Below are 16,249 nucleotides of genomic sequence, written 5' to 3'. Positions count from 1 at the left end.
TTCTTAATTCGTTCCAGCAGCGCTTTTATCTACAAGAAATAATAATTCTCCAGAAACAGGTTTAATTAACTGCATCGGATAAGTTTTTGGGTTGTATTCGCCAGTTGTTACTTCTTTTAAAGCAGGTGCTTTTTTCTCTCCAAAAGCAATTACAATAATTTTTTCAGCTTTGTTTATAAGCGGAGCAGTAAGTGTAATTCGGAACATTTTTTGAGGTTCAAGATAATAGGCATCAACCCATTTATTTTGCTCTTCTAATACTGCTTGCCCAGGGAAAAGAGAAGCTGTATGACCATCATCACCCATTCCTAATAAAATAAGATCAAACTTTCCTTCATCGCCTAAAACAGTTCTAATAGATTGCTCATAAGCAGCAGCATAATCTTCTGGTGTAACATTGTCTTTATACATTTCGAAAATATTTTCTGCAGGAATTGGAACGTGGCTTAGTAATGCTGCATAAGACATTTTAGCATTACTTAAATCATCATTAAGCGGAACCCAGCGTTCATCTCCCCAAAATATAAAAACCTTACTCCAGTCTATTTTGTTTTTGTAATCGTCAGAAGCTAGTAATTTGTAAACTCCTGCAGGAGAAGAACCTCCTGTAAGAACTACTGTAAATTTGTCTTTTTCAGCAATTGCTTTTTGTGCCGCTGCAATAAAAAGGTCTGCAGCTGCGATATTAATTTCTTCAGTATTATTATAAATCTGTATCATCTAAAACTTCTTCTTTTGTTTGTTTATTTGGGATCCATTTGTGTCCTTGGCGTGCCAATAATTCATCAGCCTCTTCAGGTCCCCAGCTTCCTGCTTTATAATTAGGGAAATTATCAGGCGCTGTAGTTTTCCATACTTGTTGAATGGTATCAATTGCATCCCAAGCTTGTTCTACCTGATCCCAACGCATAAATAGAGTAGGATCTCCTGCCAAAGCATCGGCAATTAATGTTTCATAAGCTTCAGGTGACATTGTAGAGCAGGCAAAATAATCGAATACCATTTCTGCCGGTCTTAAAGAAAGAGACAAGCCCGGTTTTTTAGTCATAAACTGCAGTTTAATATCCATTTCCGGCTGAATGTTGATAATCAATCTATTTGGTGTCATACCTTCTTTTCCATAAGAAAATGCAGAATGTGGAACGGGTTTAAACTGTATAATAATAGAAGATTGTTTTTCTTCCATTCGTTTACCTGTGCGCAGATAAAACGGAATTCCCTGCCATCTCCAGTTGTCGAGATAAATTTTCATTGCAACATAGGTTTCTGTATTAGAATCTGGAGCAATTCCTTTGTCTTGACGATATCCGGGAACCGGTTTTCCTTTTATAGTTCCTGCGTCATATTGACCTCTTACAATATAATGATCGACTTCATCTGGTTTGATACGTCGAATAGATTTTAAAACATCAGCTTTACGGTTTCGAATATCATCTGCTTCAAGAGAAGCCGGAGCTTCCATAGCAGTCATACATAAAATTTGAAGAAGGTGATTCTGAATCATATCTTTTAAAGCACCAACACCTTCATAAAATCCACCGCGTTCTTCTACACCAACTTCTTCGGCTACGGTAATCTGAACAAAATCAATGAAATTTCGGCTCCATAAAGGCTCAAACATCGAATTTCCAAATCGGAAAGCTAAGATGTTCTGAACAGTTTCTTTACCTAAATAATGGTCAATTCTATAAATCTGTTCCTCTTTGAATGTCTGCGAAAGCATTTCATTAAGTGCAATTGCAGAAGTTTTATCGTAACCAAAAGGTTTTTCGATTATAATACGATCTTGCTTAGGATTTGCAGCAAGACCAATTTTCTTGATATTATTAGAAATAGTTGAAATGAAAGACGGCGTAATCGAAAGATAAAAAAGACGATTAGCTCGTTCTCCAAAAGACTGATCAATAGTATTTATTTTCTCATTTAATCCTATATAAGATTCTTCTTTGTCGATATCAAGACTATGATAGGTAATATGAGAAAGAAATTTTTGAGTTTCTGGGTCCGAAAGACCTTTTTTTCTCGAGAATGTATTTAGGTTTTCTAAGACATAGCTGCGAAATTCTTCGTCGCTTTTTTCTGCTCTTCCAAGAGCAATAATCTGAAACTTTTTTGACATACGGCCATCAAGATACAGATTTTGAAAAGCGGGAAAGAGCTTTCTCTTTGCCAGATCTCCAGTTCCACCAAAAATTACAATGATAGTTGGATTTATATTTTTGAACTTACCCATTTTGTGTGTTGTGTTGTTTAAAGTTCTTTATTCAGACCATTGTGTGTGGAAAACACCAGTTTTGTCAATACGTTCGTAAGTATGTGCTCCAAAATAATCACGCTGCGCCTGAATTAAATTCGTTGGCAGATTTTCAGATCTGTAAGCGTCAAAGTAAGCTAATGAATTCATAAGTCCTGCCGCAGGTATTCCTTTTTGCACAGCAAATTGAATTACATTTCTCATTCCAGCTTGGTTATCCGTTAATTTTGAAGCGATTCCAGAATCTAAAAGTAAGTTTGGTAAATCTGCTTTTGTAACAAATGCTTTTCTGAAATCCTCTAAAATAGCGGCACGAATAATACAGCCTCCGCGCCATATTTTGGCAACAGTTTCTAGATTTAATCCATAATTGTATTCTTTAGAAGCAGTATGAAGCTGTGCTAATCCTTGTGCATACGTTACGACAATCGAAAAGTACAATGCTGATTTTAATGCATCAATTGCTTCGCTTGTGTTCACATCAGTTTGATTTGTATTCCAAACTAATTTAGTTGCAGCTTCAATTCTTTCTGGTTTAGTTTTAGACATATCGCGCATTACAACAGCAGCGTCGATAGTTGGAACTGGAACTTGTAAATCCATCGCATTTTGCGAAGTCCACTTTCCTGTTCCCTTAGATTTTGCCCAATCTGAAATTTTATTGATCAGCGGACTTCCGTCTTCGTCTTTCTGTTTCAGGATTTTGCCTGTAATTTCGATCAAATACGATTTAAGGTCATACGTTTCATTCCATTCTTCAAATGTTTTCTGAATCGTATTTTCATCCAAATTATAACCTCTTTTCATTAGGTCATAAATTTCAGAAATCAATTGCATGATTCCGTATTCGATTCCATTGTGAACCATTTTCACATAGTTTCCAGCAGATCCGTTTCCTAAATATTCTACACAAGGTTCACCATCTACTTTTGCAGCAATAGCTTCAAAAATTGGGCGAAGTCTTTCGTACGCTTTTTGATCTCCTCCAGGCATCATTGCAGGACCAAATCTTGCTCCTTTTTCACCGCCGGAAATTCCCATTCCAAAAAAGTGAATTCCTTTAGAAGATAATTCTAAAAATCTTCTGTCAGTATCTGTAAAATAAGTATTTCCGCCATCAATAATAATATCTCCCTTATCTAAATGAGGTAATAAACTTGCGATTGCGCTGTCAACTGGTTTTCCTGCAGGAACCAATAACATAATAGCTCTTGGCTGTTTAATAAGCGATACAAAATGCTTAACATCAGTTGTTGCTTCAATAGTGTCGTTTGGACCTGCTTCTTGTTGAAGAGAATTAACTTTTTCAGTATCTAAATCTAAACCTGCAGCCGCAAAGTTATGGCTGGCAATATTTAAAAGCAGGTTACGACCCATTACGCCTAGACCTACAATTCCAAAATCAAATTTGCTCATAGTTTTCAATTAACTAAAATTATTAGAAGAATGTTTTTTTGAAAAAAATGTAAGAGAAAATACAGTAACGTTTTTTCATTCAGTTCTTTGCAGAAAAACAAAATTTGTTTGAATCTTACGTTTTAAGATTTACCGTGCTAAGTTAGAGAAAAATGGTGAAACAATATAGAATTGGCGGTTCTCTTTAAGGTTGTGTAGTGTTACTTTTTTAAGTATGAAAAACACACTTGTTTTAGGATTTTAGATTGATTTAGGTAGATTTAGTGCTGTTTTCATAATGTTTTTTGAATAGAAATTGCATGCTGTCAACTAAAAGGTAATAATTGCAATAATGCTGAAGTTAGGAGTAAAGTTTTTATTAATGAATGAGGTTTAAAATTGATTAACTCAGATGCGCAAAATTTTCCTTAATGTTACTGCGTCATTTTTTTTTTTTAGTAAATAAGCTTCATTTACCTTATAAATAGATAAACTGATAGTAATGATCCGATGAATGTGTAGTTTTTATATTACTTTAAATGGTGTTTAGTTTATTGAAATACAATTTATTTTTTTATATTTATTCTTCTGACTATTAATCTATTAATAGGCTTGTTAGTTTTTAAGTTAGCTGAAGTATAGTCGTATCTAATCAAAAAAGTTAAAACCATGAAAAGAAGTACTATTTTTTTATTGATGTGCATTTTGATAATCATTTCAAGTTGTAATAAAGAATCTAAGAATATGGCAGCCAATGAAACGGCTACAATTTATTATGGAGGCGATATTCTTACCATGGATGGAGATAAGGAAAATTATGTAGAGGCTTTAGTCGTGAAAGACGGAAAAATTTTATATGTTGGAGATAAAGATGAAGCTATTAATTCAGCAGGAGAAAATTCAAGTTTGATTGATTTAAAAGGCAGTACTATGCTTCCAGGATTTTTAGATCCGCACAGCCATTATATAAATTCGCTTTCAGTTGCTAATCAATGCCAGCTATATGCACCACCTTCAGGTGTAGGAAAAGATGTTGAAAGTATTATTACAGCACTGAGAACATTTGTTGAGAAACATAATATAAAAAAAGGAGAATTGGTAGTTGGTTACGGATATGATGATACTGTAATGCCAAATGGGAGGTTATTAAACAGAGATGATTTGGATAAAGCTTTTCCCGATAATCCTGTGCGTGTTGACCATGTATCAATGCATGGAACGGTACTAAATAGTTTAGCTTTAAAAAAATACGGCATAAATGCTGAAACTAAAACACCGCAGGGAGGAATTATTGTTCGTAAACCAGGAACAAATGAACCTTTTGGGCTAATTATGGAAACAGCATACCTGCCGATAGCGGAACAGTCAGAAAAAATGACTACTCAACAGGAAATTGATTGGTCTAAAGCTGGACAAATGTTGTATGCAGAGGCTGGAATAACAACAGCTCATGAAGGATTATCACACTTTTCACAAATTGAGACGATGAATAGGGTTGCTAACGTCGATGCTAATATTATTGACATAGTTGCTTATCCTTTTATTACTGATGTTGATAAAGTACTTGAAGCAATTCCTTTATCAGAATGGGGAAAGTATAATAAAGGATTTAAAATTGGAGGAGTGAAAATTACTATAGATGGATCACCACAGGGAAGGACAGCGTATTTTTCTACGCCTTATCTTTTAGGGGGACCCAGCGGAGAAAAAGATTGGAAAGGAGAACTTACTTTTCCGCAGGAACAAGTAAATCAAATGGTAAAAAAGGTTTATGATTTAAAAGTTCCTTTGATCCTGCATTGTAACGGTGATGCTGCAATAGACGGCTTTCTAACTGCATATGAATATGCAAGAGAGGGAGATTATTCTAAACTATGGAACGTAACATCTATACATTCGCAATTTATTCGCAAAGATCAGATACAAAAATTTGCTAAATATAAAATACGTCCCTCATTCTACACTTTACATACGTATTATTTTTATGAAGCTCACTTGAAAAATCGCGGATTTAAGCAATCACAATATATAAGCCCGATGAGAGATGCTATTGATGCAGGATTAAAGCCTACTAATCATACTGATTTTGTCGTTGCGCCCCTTGATCAAATGATGGTTTTATGGTCAGCGGTAAACAGAATCTCTAGAGGAGGAGCGACTGTTGGAGCAGATCAAAGGGTTACTCCGTATGAAGGTCTGCAGGCAATGACTATTAATGTTGCCTCACAATACGATGAGACAGACAGAAAAGGTAGTTTGAAAGCTGGTAAATTTGCCGATTTAGTAATTCTGGATAAAAATCCTTTAAAAGTAGATCACATGGAAATTAAAGATATTAAAGTGCTCGAAACTATTAAAAATGGTAAGTCAATATTTAAAAGTAAATAGATGTTATCTTGAAAATGGCATAAGTTAAAATGTAATTTAATTTTTTTTATGTGTTCACTTTAAGATAAGTAAGAATGCATTAATTTATAATAAGGTAAGATTTATAGTTTAAAGTTAAGCAAATAGCTGAGGTTTAATATATATTTAAGGGTGACAAAGTTTTTTATCAATGATTAAAAAATCAACTAAAAAATAAAAAGCCTGTAAACAAAGAGTTTACAGGCTTTTTTGTTGAGTCTCTGGAATCGAACCCAGGTCTGCAAAGTATTCCTTAAATGTGTTATTCAGTGTGCATTTTATTAATTACACTATTGTATTTTGACACACATCCAAGTCGCTTTTATTATCATTTTATCTTCTACATAAGCAATTCCTGATTGTTTAATTATCTTTTCGCTTAAACGAATATTCTGTATCTCGAATTTTATTTCATCAGTAAACCTTGCAGTTGAATAGAATTCAGCATCTTCAATACTGACAAGACCAAAAATTCCATCTGTAATTCCTAAAAGTTTAACTCCTGCACCTCCGCATTGAGCCATTGATTCAATTAAAATTGTGCCCGGAATATAATCAGATTGAGGAACACTTCCTTTTAACCAAGTATCTCTTTCGTCAAATGTTTTAAAACCAATAATTGTTTCCTTTGAAAATGATGTTATTTTATCTACAAATAAAAATGGAGTTCTATGCGGAATTAGATTTTCAACTTCTTGTAACATGATTTTTTAATTTTTTGCAATTTATTAATTTATTTTGGGCTTTATCTTAAATTTATTGTAAAACAAAAACGCTTAAAAGTCTTTGATTTTAAGGGAAAGTTATTTTCAATAAAACATAATAAAATTGTCAACTAAAAAACAAAAAGCCTGTAAACATAAAGTTTACAGGCTTTTTTGTGGAATTAAGGGGATCTCAATTGAACACCTAATTCCCATATTAATGTTTATAGATAAGCTTACAAAAAAGCCCTGAAACCTTATTTTTAAAGGGATTTTTAGAAAATGATCTTGTGTTAGAATTTATACTCATTTTTATATTTTGAATATTTTTTTGGTAAAACTCACCTTTTTTTATTAAAAGTTATTCTATAAGAATAGCGCAAGGTGTTCGACAGTTGAACACCTTAGTAATTATAGTTACTACTTAAGTTAAAAGCTTGCTTATCGATTTTTTTTAGCTGAAGTTAAGAGTTAAATTGAACTTATTGTACTTTTTTATAGCATTAAAAATTACACAATAAACATAATAACAACAAACAATAGAATAGATGCAAAAAGCATGAAGAGTAATGGATGAAAAATAAATAATAATTGCAGCACTTGCATTGTACGTATAAAAAGCGTACATTTGCAGAACTGATACGAACTCTAACTCTTTAAAGGACTAAAGAGGTTCGGAAACAAGTTTAATGAATGTCAATAATATCAACTCAGGAAATAACAAAGAAGTAGTATAAAATAAATTACTATAAATTCATAAGAGAAATAAAGACAGCATCATTAGACAAATTTAAAACTTATCATTAAAAGAATAATTAACTCTAAAAAGAATAATAAAGAAACAGATACTATTAAATATCCAAATCAAATTAAACCAAGAAAATAGCAAAATTGTAGAACCATATTTAACATGAATGATTATGTCGGTAACCATTAACGACCGAATCGATGTTCGTATCAGTAAAGAACATAAGGAGTTGATTAAGCACGCATCAGTCCTGAGAGGATTTAAAAATCTATCAGAATTTGTAATCTATTGTGTAAACGCAGAAGCAAACAAGATCATTAAAGACAATGAAACCGTTTTAAAGACCATAGAGGACAAAAAGATATTTATAGATGCGATTATAAATCCACCGAAGGCTAATGATAAACTTAAGAGGGCTCAAGCGAACCATACTAAATTTATCAGTAACAATGAATTTAAAGATTGAAATCCTTTCAAAGGAGCACAAGAGGAAAGAGTTTAAATGTGGCAAAGAATTATTAGATGATTATTTTCACAAGCAAGCGGGGCAGGATGCCCAAAAATTATTATCCGTCTGTCATGTATTAACAGACAAAGATGCAGATTCAACTAAGGTACTTGGATATTATACGCTGTCAAGCGGTTCAATTCCATTAGATGATTTTCCTGCTGAGTTAACTAAAAGAGTGCCTAAAACATATAGCATACCTATAGCCTTACTTGGCAGGATAGCTATGGATAAGAGGGAACAGGGAAAAGGATTAGGAGAAATTCTTTTATTTGATGCATTAAAAAAATGTGTGGTACATTCAAAGACCTTGGCAATTCGAGCAGTAGTAGTTGACCCATTAGACCAAGATGCAATTGATTTCTATAATTGCTATGGTTTTATATTGATACCAAGCACTGGGAAAATGTTTCTGCCAATTGAAACAATCAAAAGTTTAATTCCTGATGAAGAATCAGAAGATACTGAAAAGTAAGTTTAGTTTAAAAGGCAACCTATAGGTTGCCTTTTAAATTTATCTAAATTTAAATACTGCATAACATAAAAACTGGAGGGATACGACGGGAGGATAGTATCTAGGATTTTTTTACATTCTAACTTTTAAATCAAATTTTTTTCGGACTTTTTTATGAATACATCATTTACGGCTTCTTTGTTTGCTCTACCCATTCTCCATCTAAAAATTATGATTAAGTTTGAAAATACACTTTATAAATAAATAGTATAATTTATCTTTAGAACAGTAAATAAATTAATGAAGATATTTCCTATATTCGCCTGAAAGAAATGCTGATCTATGGCATAAGCTCATTTGGATTTGGTATTATTAGATGCATCTTATAGCTAGTATAATTAAGTTAGCAATTCTGCATAGTAGGGTTCAGTTGACTAATTAAACTAACTGAATAAAAATGTAAAAAGACATTAATAATATATGAAAAAAAGAGATATTAAAGGAAATTTTTACATCACAATACTTTTTTGTTCAATACTTTTTGTGTTTATCCTAGTTCAGTTTATAAATAAAACTGGCGAGCATAATGCAAAGGAAATTGACCCTGCGATTTGGGGACAATTTGGTGATATTATTGGAGGATTAATAGGCACAATATTGGCTTTATTAGGAACTGTATTACTTATTGCAACACTATTTTACCAAATTAAATCCACAAAAGAGCAAGAAATCGAAAATAGATTTATTCAATTACTTCTAATTCATAGAGAGAATGTAAACGAAATTACTAATAAAAGAAAATTTTTCAAACATTCCATAGAAACTTTTTGGGAGATACGTAAATACGTAGATGAATGTCACCATAAATTAAAAAATGAAATTGTAATACTGCAAGAAGATGAATGGCAATTCTCAGAAATTGAACGAAGTAATATTGCATATTTAATTTTATTTTTTGGAACAAACCTGACTAAAAACGAAACACTAAAAGAAAGAATTTGTGCAATGTCATATTGCTCAGAATTAATAACTAAAGTTCTAGATAAAATCGATACTGCAAACATTAGTAATAATGAGTCTATTGATTTAACTGAAGGAATACAATATGCAGTTGGACATTATTATAGACATCTTTTTCAAACTGTAAATTTTATAAATGATTGCAAAAAAGAATTAAATTATAAAAAGAAATATTTTTATGTTAAAACTTTACGTGCTCAATTATCAACTTATGAGCAAATGCTCTTTTATGTAAATTCCTTATCTAGGCTAGGAGAAATATGGGAAATATTGCAAGAAAATGAAAATAAAAAATTAATTACCAAATACAACTTAATAAAGAATATTCCTTTAGGCTGTATGAATGACATAGAACCTAACTTAATATATGATTTAGTGCAGTATGAAAGTCTATATGAATACGAATATGAAGAGATTAAAGCTTTAAGAAAAAAAATAAACTACTGCTAACGGTCTCAGCCATTTGCAAATTTAATGAAGCAACACTATTGTTATCGTATTTTCATTCAGCCGAGAATATTTGGTTTCATAACTTGCAGACGTGTAAGAAAAGGAGAGAAACCATAATTATTATACACCACGAAAATATGGAAAAATATCGAAATTTCATTGAGTCTTCGATTGTAATGCGTATGTCTAAAATTACTCTTTGTCAACAAGATGATTTAAACGGATCACTAATTCAAAGAGAATATGATATTGATTCTCCATGTCACATTTATTTCATTATGACTAGGCCGCGAATTACAATTGTCCCCGAAAAATGCGAATTTGGGGAGTTAATTCGTTTAACATTCAAAATACAAATTCAGGGTGAGTTTTTAGAGCGAGAAGTATTATTGCATCATCCTCCAGATTTAAATCTTTCTAATGCTATTATTAAGTCAGAATATCCATTTTCGAGTTTTAAAATTTTAAATAATGATGAAGAAGTCTTTTTTGCTAAATCTAGTGTTTATTATACAATGCATTTAAGAGAACATCCAGACTATTTGAATGCTGAGTTATTGTACATTGGACAGTCATATGGTAAAAATGGTGAAAGAAATGCAGGCGATAGATTAAAACAGCATTCAACTCTTCAGAAAATTTATTCAGAAATAAGTCAAAAAAATCCTGATAAAGAAGTTTGGCTTAATCTAGTAAGTTTTGAAAGAACAATGCATACCTCTGTTGATGGCTTAAGTGGAACAAGTAAAAGGCAAGATAATGAAATTCAGAATGCATCCTTACTTATGCGTAAATTTATTAACAACGAACTTAATGAAAAAGAGATAATTAACTTTACCGAAGGTGCTTTAATTAAATATTTTAAACCAAAATATAATGTCCTGTATAAAGATATCTTTCCAAGTCTTGATCATAAATCCTATAAAGAGGCTATAGAATTAGATATTAATAGTGTAGCATTTGAAATGAATACAGATTGTATAAATCTCAAATTATTCACAGATGATGTAAAGCCAAATTATTTAAACATGGTTAGTTATACTTTTAAATCACAAGAAAGCAGAAAAAATTTATTTGATTTATTCGACAGTACTTTGGTTCCTCAGATATTTGGAAATATGAAAATACAATAAATGTAAAGTATCTAGTAGCTACTACAACAGATTTGAATATTAAATTTAATTGAAATAAGATAAATTATTTTTTTTTTGTATTGAATTTCATTTATAAAGATTACAGATTTAGCAGAACTTTATTAAGCTGGATGCGAGTGAATTAATTGAAAAATTTAAAAGTTTAATTTTTTTAGATAATATTTAATTTATAATTCCCAAATTATACTAAATGTCAAATTTTTATGTGGTATGCAATGTTCTTTAAATTTTCTATGAATGTTTCTATCTGTAACAAAATCAAACCAATCGACAGCCCAGACATCTTCCGTGCCAGTTGATGGCCTGTCTTTATAGAAATATTCTCCCATTACGGAATCTTCTGGAACTTTGCTGCCGTATAGTAAATATTGAAAAGGAAAGTCTTTACTGCAGCTTTTCCATTTTATTTTTCCATTCTCAGCAAAAACTAACATAATGGGATGATTGCCTAAATCAGCAAAGCGTATTGCAGTGGCAGTTATACTTGTATGAAAATGCTCAGATAAGTTTTTAATAACAGAAAAATCAAATTTTTTTCTTAGGACAAATTTTTTAAACCTTTCTTCGGGCATTAATAAACAGGAAGCAAAATAATCTGCTTCTTTTTCAATCTTAAAGTGTGTAAGCTCATTATTTTTAGAAGGATGTGGCTTTAGTAGGCCTTTTTTTAATCCGACCCTATGATTGTCAATGAAGTAATGGGCGAGCTCGTGGGCGATACTGAAGCGAGCTCTTGGACTCCCAGGCTTATTTCCCCTAAATGTATTAATATGAACATGAAACAGTGAGTCGGCATAGATTGTCATTCCGTCAAAAGCATTTCCATAATTGTCATAATATAAATCTAAATCTTCTTCGAGAAGAATATGCTCTAAAGGAGTTATTATTTCTGGATATTCTAATGCTATAGTTTCTGCCAAATCTTTAATTCCAATTATAGAACTAACTTTCATCATCTCGCTTTTTTCGGTGCTTTTCATACATTTTATCAATTATATCCTGGGATAAATTTTCATTGCCATTTCGAGCTGCCATTTTTAACTCATTAATCTCCGATGCATCATATTCATTAAGCTGGATGACTGACTTTTTGGTTATCTTATTATTTATAATGGAATCTACATCAATATGAATGTCTTTTAATTTAAAATCAAAGTTGTCATAGAGAATATTAAATATGTCCAATTGTACTTCACTGACTGGATAAAGAAATCCCATTGAGCCCAGATAAGTATCTAAATTTTCTGAATTGATATTATGGTTACTATTTTCTTGCATTATTTTCTCTTAAATAGTTATCAATATGTTTATTAGCGTCTCTTTTGTAGATCCGTATTGTAACGGGAACAAGATCTAAAGTTTCCTGCAGTTTCTTACTCACGGCTCTAGGTATATTCTTTCCAACTCGTTCATATGCTTTATAGGTTAGGTAAATAATCTTGTGTTTTTCAGTTAATCCTACAAAGGCACTTTCTAAAATTTGTAAATTCTTTTTTAAGGTTTTTTTATCTTCGATTTGATCACTATCGGATATTTTATCTACCAGACTATCCAGATTGGTAATTATTTCTAAAGCTTCTTCTTCATTTGGATCTGCACATGTTGCGGCATGTTCAAATTTTAATATTTGGGTATACATAATGGGATATATCCATAATAAAATTGCTTTATCAATATTTTTATGTTTTGACTTTGCGACATCAAATGTCGGATACTTCCAAATTCTGGCAAAAGCGCAGGTCGCTACATCCAAGGCAATGATTTCATTATAGCCAAATCTTACACAGTAAATTTCTGCTTTCTGAAGCAGATCCTTTTCAAAACGCCTGCAAAATTCTGCAAAAGCCAATTCGGCTTCTTTTGGATATTCGGATTTAAAAGAAATGTAATCCAGTAATTCTGAACTGCATATTTCCTTAAAATCTATTGTGTCATTTGGTTTGGTTTCCATCTATATACCTAAAAGCGTTAGTAACGGATTTGGTATATGAGTGAGGGGGACTCATATATCAAATCAAATATATGATTTGTAAGTTAAATATTAATACAACTTAAAATTATTTTAGATAAAATGAAAGAAAAAATAGAACATGTGAAATTTATAATTGACCGCTTTGATGTTTATATGGAAAGCACACAAACGAAAAGCAATCTATATCTTGCTTTAAATACGGCCATCCTTGGAGGTATAATAACATTGGCAGCTTCAAGTAAACCGGAAGATGTTACCTTTTTTTCAGTATTCGTACTGGGCAGTATAGCATTTCTTGCTGTTGCAAGTATTACCATAACGCTTATTGCCATTACACCTTATTTAAAAAGTGCATCAGATAAAAGTGAGTCAGTTGTTTTTTTTCAGGATGTCAGGAATTCCACTTTTGATCAATATGAAACTAGAATTAAGGGTATGTCAGAAAAGAATTTTTTAAAAGATCTGACCTGTCAGGCTTACAGTTTAGCGGGTGGTTTACAATCAAAATATAAAAAACTTTTTTACGCCGGAAGATTAATAATAATTGAGTTTATTCTTCTATTGATTTATGCATTAACATTAGTAACTAACATTATATAATACATGGAAACATTTTTAAAATATCAAAACATTATTGAGAAAGCTCTTAATAGAAACGAAATTCATAAGAATTTAAATGAGTCGGTTCGATTTTCGGACCAGACAAAGGCAGTAGCTCTAGAGAAATATACAATGAGCGACTATATTTCAAATCGTTCTGAACTGTCACTTTCAACTGATTTGACAGCAATTGCAAAAAGTATGGGAGCGATTGCCCGAAATAATCAAATAATTGGTCATCATCCTGATTTTACGTATTTAAAAGGAACATCCAATACTGAAAAACATTATATCATTTCAGCATTTATTGATATAAAAGGCTCGACAAATCTTTTTAAAAAGTATGATGAGGAAACCAATATGATTATTACCAACACAATTCAATTGGCAGCCATAAATGTCTGTCAGGCTTTTGGTGGATTCATACAGAGAATACAGGGAGATGGGCTGTTTGTTTATTTTGGAGGTAAAAATGTAGACAGAAGTAAGGCGACCCAGCATTGTTTAATGGCTCTTAGCTTATTTAGTTATTTTGTAAAAAATGATTTAAAAAGAGTATTTGAGCAACATGGAATAGAAAGAATATACACAAAGATTGGAATTGATTTCGGGGATGATGACAAGGTACTGTGGGGGGTTGCTGGTAAAGAGGATACAAGTGAGATTGCTACTTACAGTCTGCATACGAGCTTAGCGGCTAAGATGCAGGCTTATGCAGGAAGCAATGAAATAATTGTGGGACAGAATGTTAAAGACAGAGCGCAGTTTGATGATAAATTTTATTCTGTTGTAACTGATAAACGCTATATATTTTTCGACCAGGATAATAGTTTTTTTTACACTCAGTATGTTTTTGACTGGATAAAATATCTTAAGTCATCACCATATGTAGCTACCTCAATTTCAGGTGATATTACTATTAAACCTCAGATACTAAATGTTCCAAATATAAGCTCTTTGAGAGAAACTGTTGGAGAAAATAGGCCTTATGCAAAGATCAAAACTAGATAATGATATCGAAGCGGTTTTGGAAATGTTTCCAAAAATGAAGTTGGAGGTAGAGAACAAGGTTAAAATTCTTTTAGGAGAAGTAGACATATTTGATGGTGCAAATACGTATGTGGATAGTTTCAGTATAAAAGTAATTGTACCTTTAAGATATCCTCACGAATTTCCAAGACTTTTTGAAACAGGAAACAAATTTGAGCATATTGCTGACAGGCATATAAGTAACGATGGATCTTGTTGTGTTTGTTCTCTTCAGGAAGAAAATTTAGTCTCACAAAGAGGCATAACTATTAAAAGTTTTTTTCTCATATATGTTTTGCCATACCTGGCTAATCAAATATATTTTGATTCTCAAGGTAAATGGGCAAATGGAGATTTTGATCATGGAGTTTTGGGGATATTTCAATATTATAGCGAACTTTTAAAATTAGAGAAAATTACAGAAGTAATTGAATTTTTATCGGTTTTTAATGTTACAAAAATATATAGAAATGATGATTGTTTTTGTGGAAGCGGTAAGAAACTTAAAAGATGTCATCAGGGTACTTATTATATTTTTAAGGACCTTTCCAAAAAAAGAAGGGAAGTCGATTTGTTTGAATTAAAGAGTTTAGCAAAAAGTATCAGCAAGAAAATAAAGGAAGAACAATTATAAATTTTTAATTATATATACTATGTCAAATTATCACGTTACACAGAAGAAAGGACAAGAAGGATGGAATGTTCAAAAAGAAAATGGACAAAGAGCATCGGCAATTACCTCCACACAAAAAGAGGCTGAAAAATTAGCGAAGCAGTTTTCAGCAAATTCAGGAGGAGGAGAGGTTAGAATTCACAGGCCAAATGCTGGGCCAATCAGGGATAGCGATACCGTTAAACCTGGAAACGATCCCAAATCAAGCAAGGATAAAAATTATTAAAAATAAAGAAGTGATTAGTGTATCTAATCACATCTTTATTTACCATTTTCCGTTTTTTTTAAAGTGTTCAATTCCTTTAAAAGCGGCTAGTTTTGCTTTCTCAAGATTCTCAAATAATTTGCTGCCGGTAGTGTTGTCAATCATGACTTTGAATTTTTGTGTAAATTTGTCTTTGAAAATTACAAGTAAATGATTCTCTATTTTTAAGTAGGAATTGCCTTTATAGCTTAATTTCCATTTTCTATTATGCCAGTTCTTTAATCTACTGGCCCTATTTCTTAATTCTCGTTCTCTTTTTCCAGGATTGTAATAATCATTGGTCATATTTTCAGCACAAACACAGCCGACACGGAATTCATCTTCAACTTCGGAATGTTCAACAATATGTACATACCTTATTTTTTCATTTCCACACATCATGCAAGTTTCGTATTGTGTCTCATCTTCTAATTCTCCGTCGTTCCTTACATCAATTACATCGATTAAGTTCCAGCCTTTATGAGGAATACCAGTTTGTTTCCAATGATTTGTCATATTTCGTAAAGTAAATTGAATTTAAAGGTTCTAGATCTGAAAAAAGGAATTCGTTAAGTTTATATTTATAAACAGAGAAGGTTTGTAGTACAGATGCAGTTTGCTACAACTATATCTGGATT

General features: G+C 31.8%; 17 protein-coding genes. 9 read left to right on the top strand and 8 right to left on the bottom strand.

Features of this window, described 5'->3' with window-relative positions; translation table 11 throughout:
• Positions 1 to 3: 3 nt before the first annotated feature.
• Genes pgl through gndA form a run of 3 tightly spaced genes read right to left on the bottom strand, consistent with a single transcriptional unit; the run spans position 4 to position 3,670 of the window.
• A complete protein-coding gene (gene pgl / locus NLG42_RS23095) occupies positions 4 to 720 on the bottom strand; it encodes a 6-phosphogluconolactonase (protein WP_089058689.1) in 717 nt (238 codons plus the stop codon).
• Positions 704 to 2,233 carry a glucose-6-phosphate dehydrogenase gene (gene zwf / locus NLG42_RS23090; RefSeq protein WP_099719370.1) on the bottom strand — a complete coding sequence of 510 codons (1,530 nt, stop codon included), beginning with the start codon at positions 2,231 to 2,233 and terminating at the stop codon, positions 704 to 706. Before zwf ends, pgl begins: the two co-directional genes overlap by 17 nt.
• 27 nt (positions 2,234 to 2,260) lie before the next feature.
• A complete protein-coding gene (gene gndA / locus NLG42_RS23085; RefSeq protein ID WP_257682537.1) occupies positions 2,261 to 3,670 on the bottom strand; it encodes an NADP-dependent phosphogluconate dehydrogenase in 1,410 nt (469 codons plus the stop codon).
• Between the two features lie 648 nt (positions 3,671 to 4,318).
• Here gndA and NLG42_RS23080 point away from each other — a divergent pair.
• On the top strand, positions 4,319 to 6,037 hold the full coding sequence (locus tag NLG42_RS23080) for an amidohydrolase (RefSeq protein WP_199170239.1): 1,719 nt from the start codon (positions 4,319 to 4,321) through the stop codon (positions 6,035 to 6,037).
• Positions 6,038 to 6,345: 308 nt separating this feature from the next.
• Here NLG42_RS23080 and NLG42_RS23075 read toward each other — a convergent pair whose 3' ends face one another.
• Positions 6,346 to 6,759: a 3-hydroxyacyl-ACP dehydratase FabZ family protein gene (locus NLG42_RS23075; protein ID WP_257682536.1), complete on the bottom strand. Its 414-nt coding sequence runs from the start codon at positions 6,757 to 6,759 to the stop codon at positions 6,346 to 6,348.
• Positions 6,760 to 7,679: 920 nt separating this feature from the next.
• On the opposite strand from NLG42_RS23075, the gene NLG42_RS23070 reads away from it, so the two are divergent.
• From NLG42_RS23070 to NLG42_RS23055, 4 genes are all read left to right on the top strand, one after another.
• Complete coding sequence (locus tag NLG42_RS23070; RefSeq protein ID WP_257682535.1) at positions 7,680 to 7,973, top strand: type II toxin-antitoxin system TacA family antitoxin; 294 nt, start codon at positions 7,680 to 7,682, stop codon at positions 7,971 to 7,973.
• Positions 7,957 to 8,490 carry a GNAT family N-acetyltransferase gene (locus NLG42_RS23065; protein WP_257682534.1) on the top strand — a complete coding sequence of 178 codons (534 nt, stop codon included), beginning with the start codon at positions 7,957 to 7,959 and terminating at the stop codon, positions 8,488 to 8,490. Before NLG42_RS23070 ends, NLG42_RS23065 begins: the two co-directional genes overlap by 17 nt.
• A 459-nt stretch (positions 8,491 to 8,949) precedes the next feature.
• Positions 8,950 to 9,939: a putative phage abortive infection protein gene (locus NLG42_RS23060; protein ID WP_257682533.1), complete on the top strand. Its 990-nt coding sequence runs from the start codon at positions 8,950 to 8,952 to the stop codon at positions 9,937 to 9,939.
• A gap of 137 nt (positions 9,940 to 10,076) precedes the next feature.
• The gene (locus tag NLG42_RS23055) at positions 10,077 to 11,072 is read left to right on the top strand and encodes a hypothetical protein (protein ID WP_257682532.1); all 996 of its coding nucleotides are present in this window, start codon (positions 10,077 to 10,079) and stop codon (positions 11,070 to 11,072) included.
• A 188-nt stretch (positions 11,073 to 11,260) separates the two neighbouring features.
• On the opposite strand, the gene NLG42_RS23050 is transcribed toward NLG42_RS23055, so the two are convergent.
• The 3 genes from NLG42_RS23050 to NLG42_RS23040 are packed head-to-tail and all read right to left on the bottom strand — an operon-like array spanning position 11,261 to position 13,044.
• Positions 11,261 to 12,073 carry an ImmA/IrrE family metallo-endopeptidase gene (locus NLG42_RS23050; RefSeq protein ID WP_257682531.1) on the bottom strand — a complete coding sequence of 271 codons (813 nt, stop codon included), beginning with the start codon at positions 12,071 to 12,073 and terminating at the stop codon, positions 11,261 to 11,263.
• Positions 12,036 to 12,371 carry a hypothetical protein gene (locus NLG42_RS23045; RefSeq protein ID WP_257682530.1) on the bottom strand — a complete coding sequence of 112 codons (336 nt, stop codon included), beginning with the start codon at positions 12,369 to 12,371 and terminating at the stop codon, positions 12,036 to 12,038. The genes NLG42_RS23050 and NLG42_RS23045 overlap by 38 nt, the downstream gene beginning before the upstream one ends.
• Positions 12,358 to 13,044 (bottom strand): RNA polymerase subunit sigma, encoded by a 687-nt coding sequence (locus tag NLG42_RS23040; protein WP_257682529.1) that lies wholly within the window; start codon positions 13,042 to 13,044, stop codon positions 12,358 to 12,360. The genes NLG42_RS23045 and NLG42_RS23040 overlap by 14 nt, the downstream gene beginning before the upstream one ends.
• Before the next feature lie 120 nt (positions 13,045 to 13,164).
• Here NLG42_RS23040 and NLG42_RS23035 point away from each other — a divergent pair, with 120 nt between their 5' ends.
• The 4 genes from NLG42_RS23035 to NLG42_RS23020 are packed head-to-tail and all read left to right on the top strand — an operon-like array spanning position 13,165 to position 15,593.
• Positions 13,165 to 13,665 (top strand): Pycsar system effector family protein, encoded by a 501-nt coding sequence (locus NLG42_RS23035; RefSeq protein WP_257682528.1) that lies wholly within the window; start codon positions 13,165 to 13,167, stop codon positions 13,663 to 13,665.
• 3 nt (positions 13,666 to 13,668) lie between these two features.
• Complete coding sequence (locus NLG42_RS23030) at positions 13,669 to 14,676, top strand: adenylate/guanylate cyclase domain-containing protein (RefSeq protein WP_257682527.1); 1,008 nt, start codon at positions 13,669 to 13,671, stop codon at positions 14,674 to 14,676.
• Positions 14,654 to 15,328, top strand: a complete 675-nt coding sequence (locus tag NLG42_RS23025) for a YecA family protein (RefSeq protein WP_257682526.1) — start codon at positions 14,654 to 14,656, stop codon at positions 15,326 to 15,328. Before NLG42_RS23030 ends, NLG42_RS23025 begins: the two co-directional genes overlap by 23 nt.
• A 19-nt stretch (positions 15,329 to 15,347) precedes the next feature.
• A complete protein-coding gene (locus tag NLG42_RS23020; protein ID WP_257682525.1) occupies positions 15,348 to 15,593 on the top strand; it encodes a DUF2188 domain-containing protein in 246 nt (81 codons plus the stop codon).
• A 39-nt stretch (positions 15,594 to 15,632) separates the two neighbouring features.
• Here the strand turns inward: NLG42_RS23020 and NLG42_RS23015 are convergent, their stop codons facing one another.
• Positions 15,633 to 16,127: a hypothetical protein gene (locus NLG42_RS23015; protein ID WP_257682524.1), complete on the bottom strand. Its 495-nt coding sequence runs from the start codon at positions 16,125 to 16,127 to the stop codon at positions 15,633 to 15,635.
• Between the last annotated feature and the right edge of the window lie 122 nt (positions 16,128 to 16,249).

Origin of the sequence: Flavobacterium plurextorum (genome assembly GCF_024638035.1) — a bacterium.
Lineage (GTDB): Bacteria > Bacteroidota > Bacteroidia > Flavobacteriales > Flavobacteriaceae > Flavobacterium > Flavobacterium plurextorum.
This window is presented reverse-complemented; position numbering and strand designations above follow the sequence as displayed.

Bases quoted from the DNA above. Each gene is read 5' to 3' on its own strand.
- pgl (WP_089058689.1), bottom strand. From the start codon at position 720: ATGATACAGATTTATAATAATACTGAAGAAATTAATATCGCAGCTGCA.
- zwf (WP_099719370.1), bottom strand. From the start codon at position 2,233: ATGGGTAAGTTCAAAAATATAAATCCAACTATCATTGTAATTTTTGGT.
- gndA (WP_257682537.1), bottom strand. From the start codon at position 3,670: ATGAGCAAATTTGATTTTGGAATTGTAGGTCTAGGCGTAATGGGTCGT.
- NLG42_RS23080 (WP_199170239.1), top strand. From the start codon at position 4,319: ATGAAAAGAAGTACTATTTTTTTATTGATGTGCATTTTGATAATCATT.
- NLG42_RS23075 (WP_257682536.1), bottom strand. From the start codon at position 6,759: ATGTTACAAGAAGTTGAAAATCTAATTCCGCATAGAACTCCATTTTTA.
- NLG42_RS23070 (WP_257682535.1), top strand. From the start codon at position 7,680: ATGTCGGTAACCATTAACGACCGAATCGATGTTCGTATCAGTAAAGAA.
- NLG42_RS23065 (WP_257682534.1), top strand. From the start codon at position 7,957: ATGAATTTAAAGATTGAAATCCTTTCAAAGGAGCACAAGAGGAAAGAG.
- NLG42_RS23060 (WP_257682533.1), top strand. From the start codon at position 8,950: ATGAAAAAAAGAGATATTAAAGGAAATTTTTACATCACAATACTTTTT.
- NLG42_RS23055 (WP_257682532.1), top strand. From the start codon at position 10,077: ATGGAAAAATATCGAAATTTCATTGAGTCTTCGATTGTAATGCGTATG.
- NLG42_RS23050 (WP_257682531.1), bottom strand. From the start codon at position 12,073: ATGAAAAGCACCGAAAAAAGCGAGATGATGAAAGTTAGTTCTATAATT.
- NLG42_RS23045 (WP_257682530.1), bottom strand. From the start codon at position 12,371: ATGCAAGAAAATAGTAACCATAATATCAATTCAGAAAATTTAGATACT.
- NLG42_RS23040 (WP_257682529.1), bottom strand. From the start codon at position 13,044: ATGGAAACCAAACCAAATGACACAATAGATTTTAAGGAAATATGCAGT.
- NLG42_RS23035 (WP_257682528.1), top strand. From the start codon at position 13,165: ATGAAAGAAAAAATAGAACATGTGAAATTTATAATTGACCGCTTTGAT.
- NLG42_RS23030 (WP_257682527.1), top strand. From the start codon at position 13,669: ATGGAAACATTTTTAAAATATCAAAACATTATTGAGAAAGCTCTTAAT.
- NLG42_RS23025 (WP_257682526.1), top strand. From the start codon at position 14,654: ATGCAAAGATCAAAACTAGATAATGATATCGAAGCGGTTTTGGAAATG.
- NLG42_RS23020 (WP_257682525.1), top strand. From the start codon at position 15,348: ATGTCAAATTATCACGTTACACAGAAGAAAGGACAAGAAGGATGGAAT.
- NLG42_RS23015 (WP_257682524.1), bottom strand. From the start codon at position 16,127: ATGACAAATCATTGGAAACAAACTGGTATTCCTCATAAAGGCTGGAAC.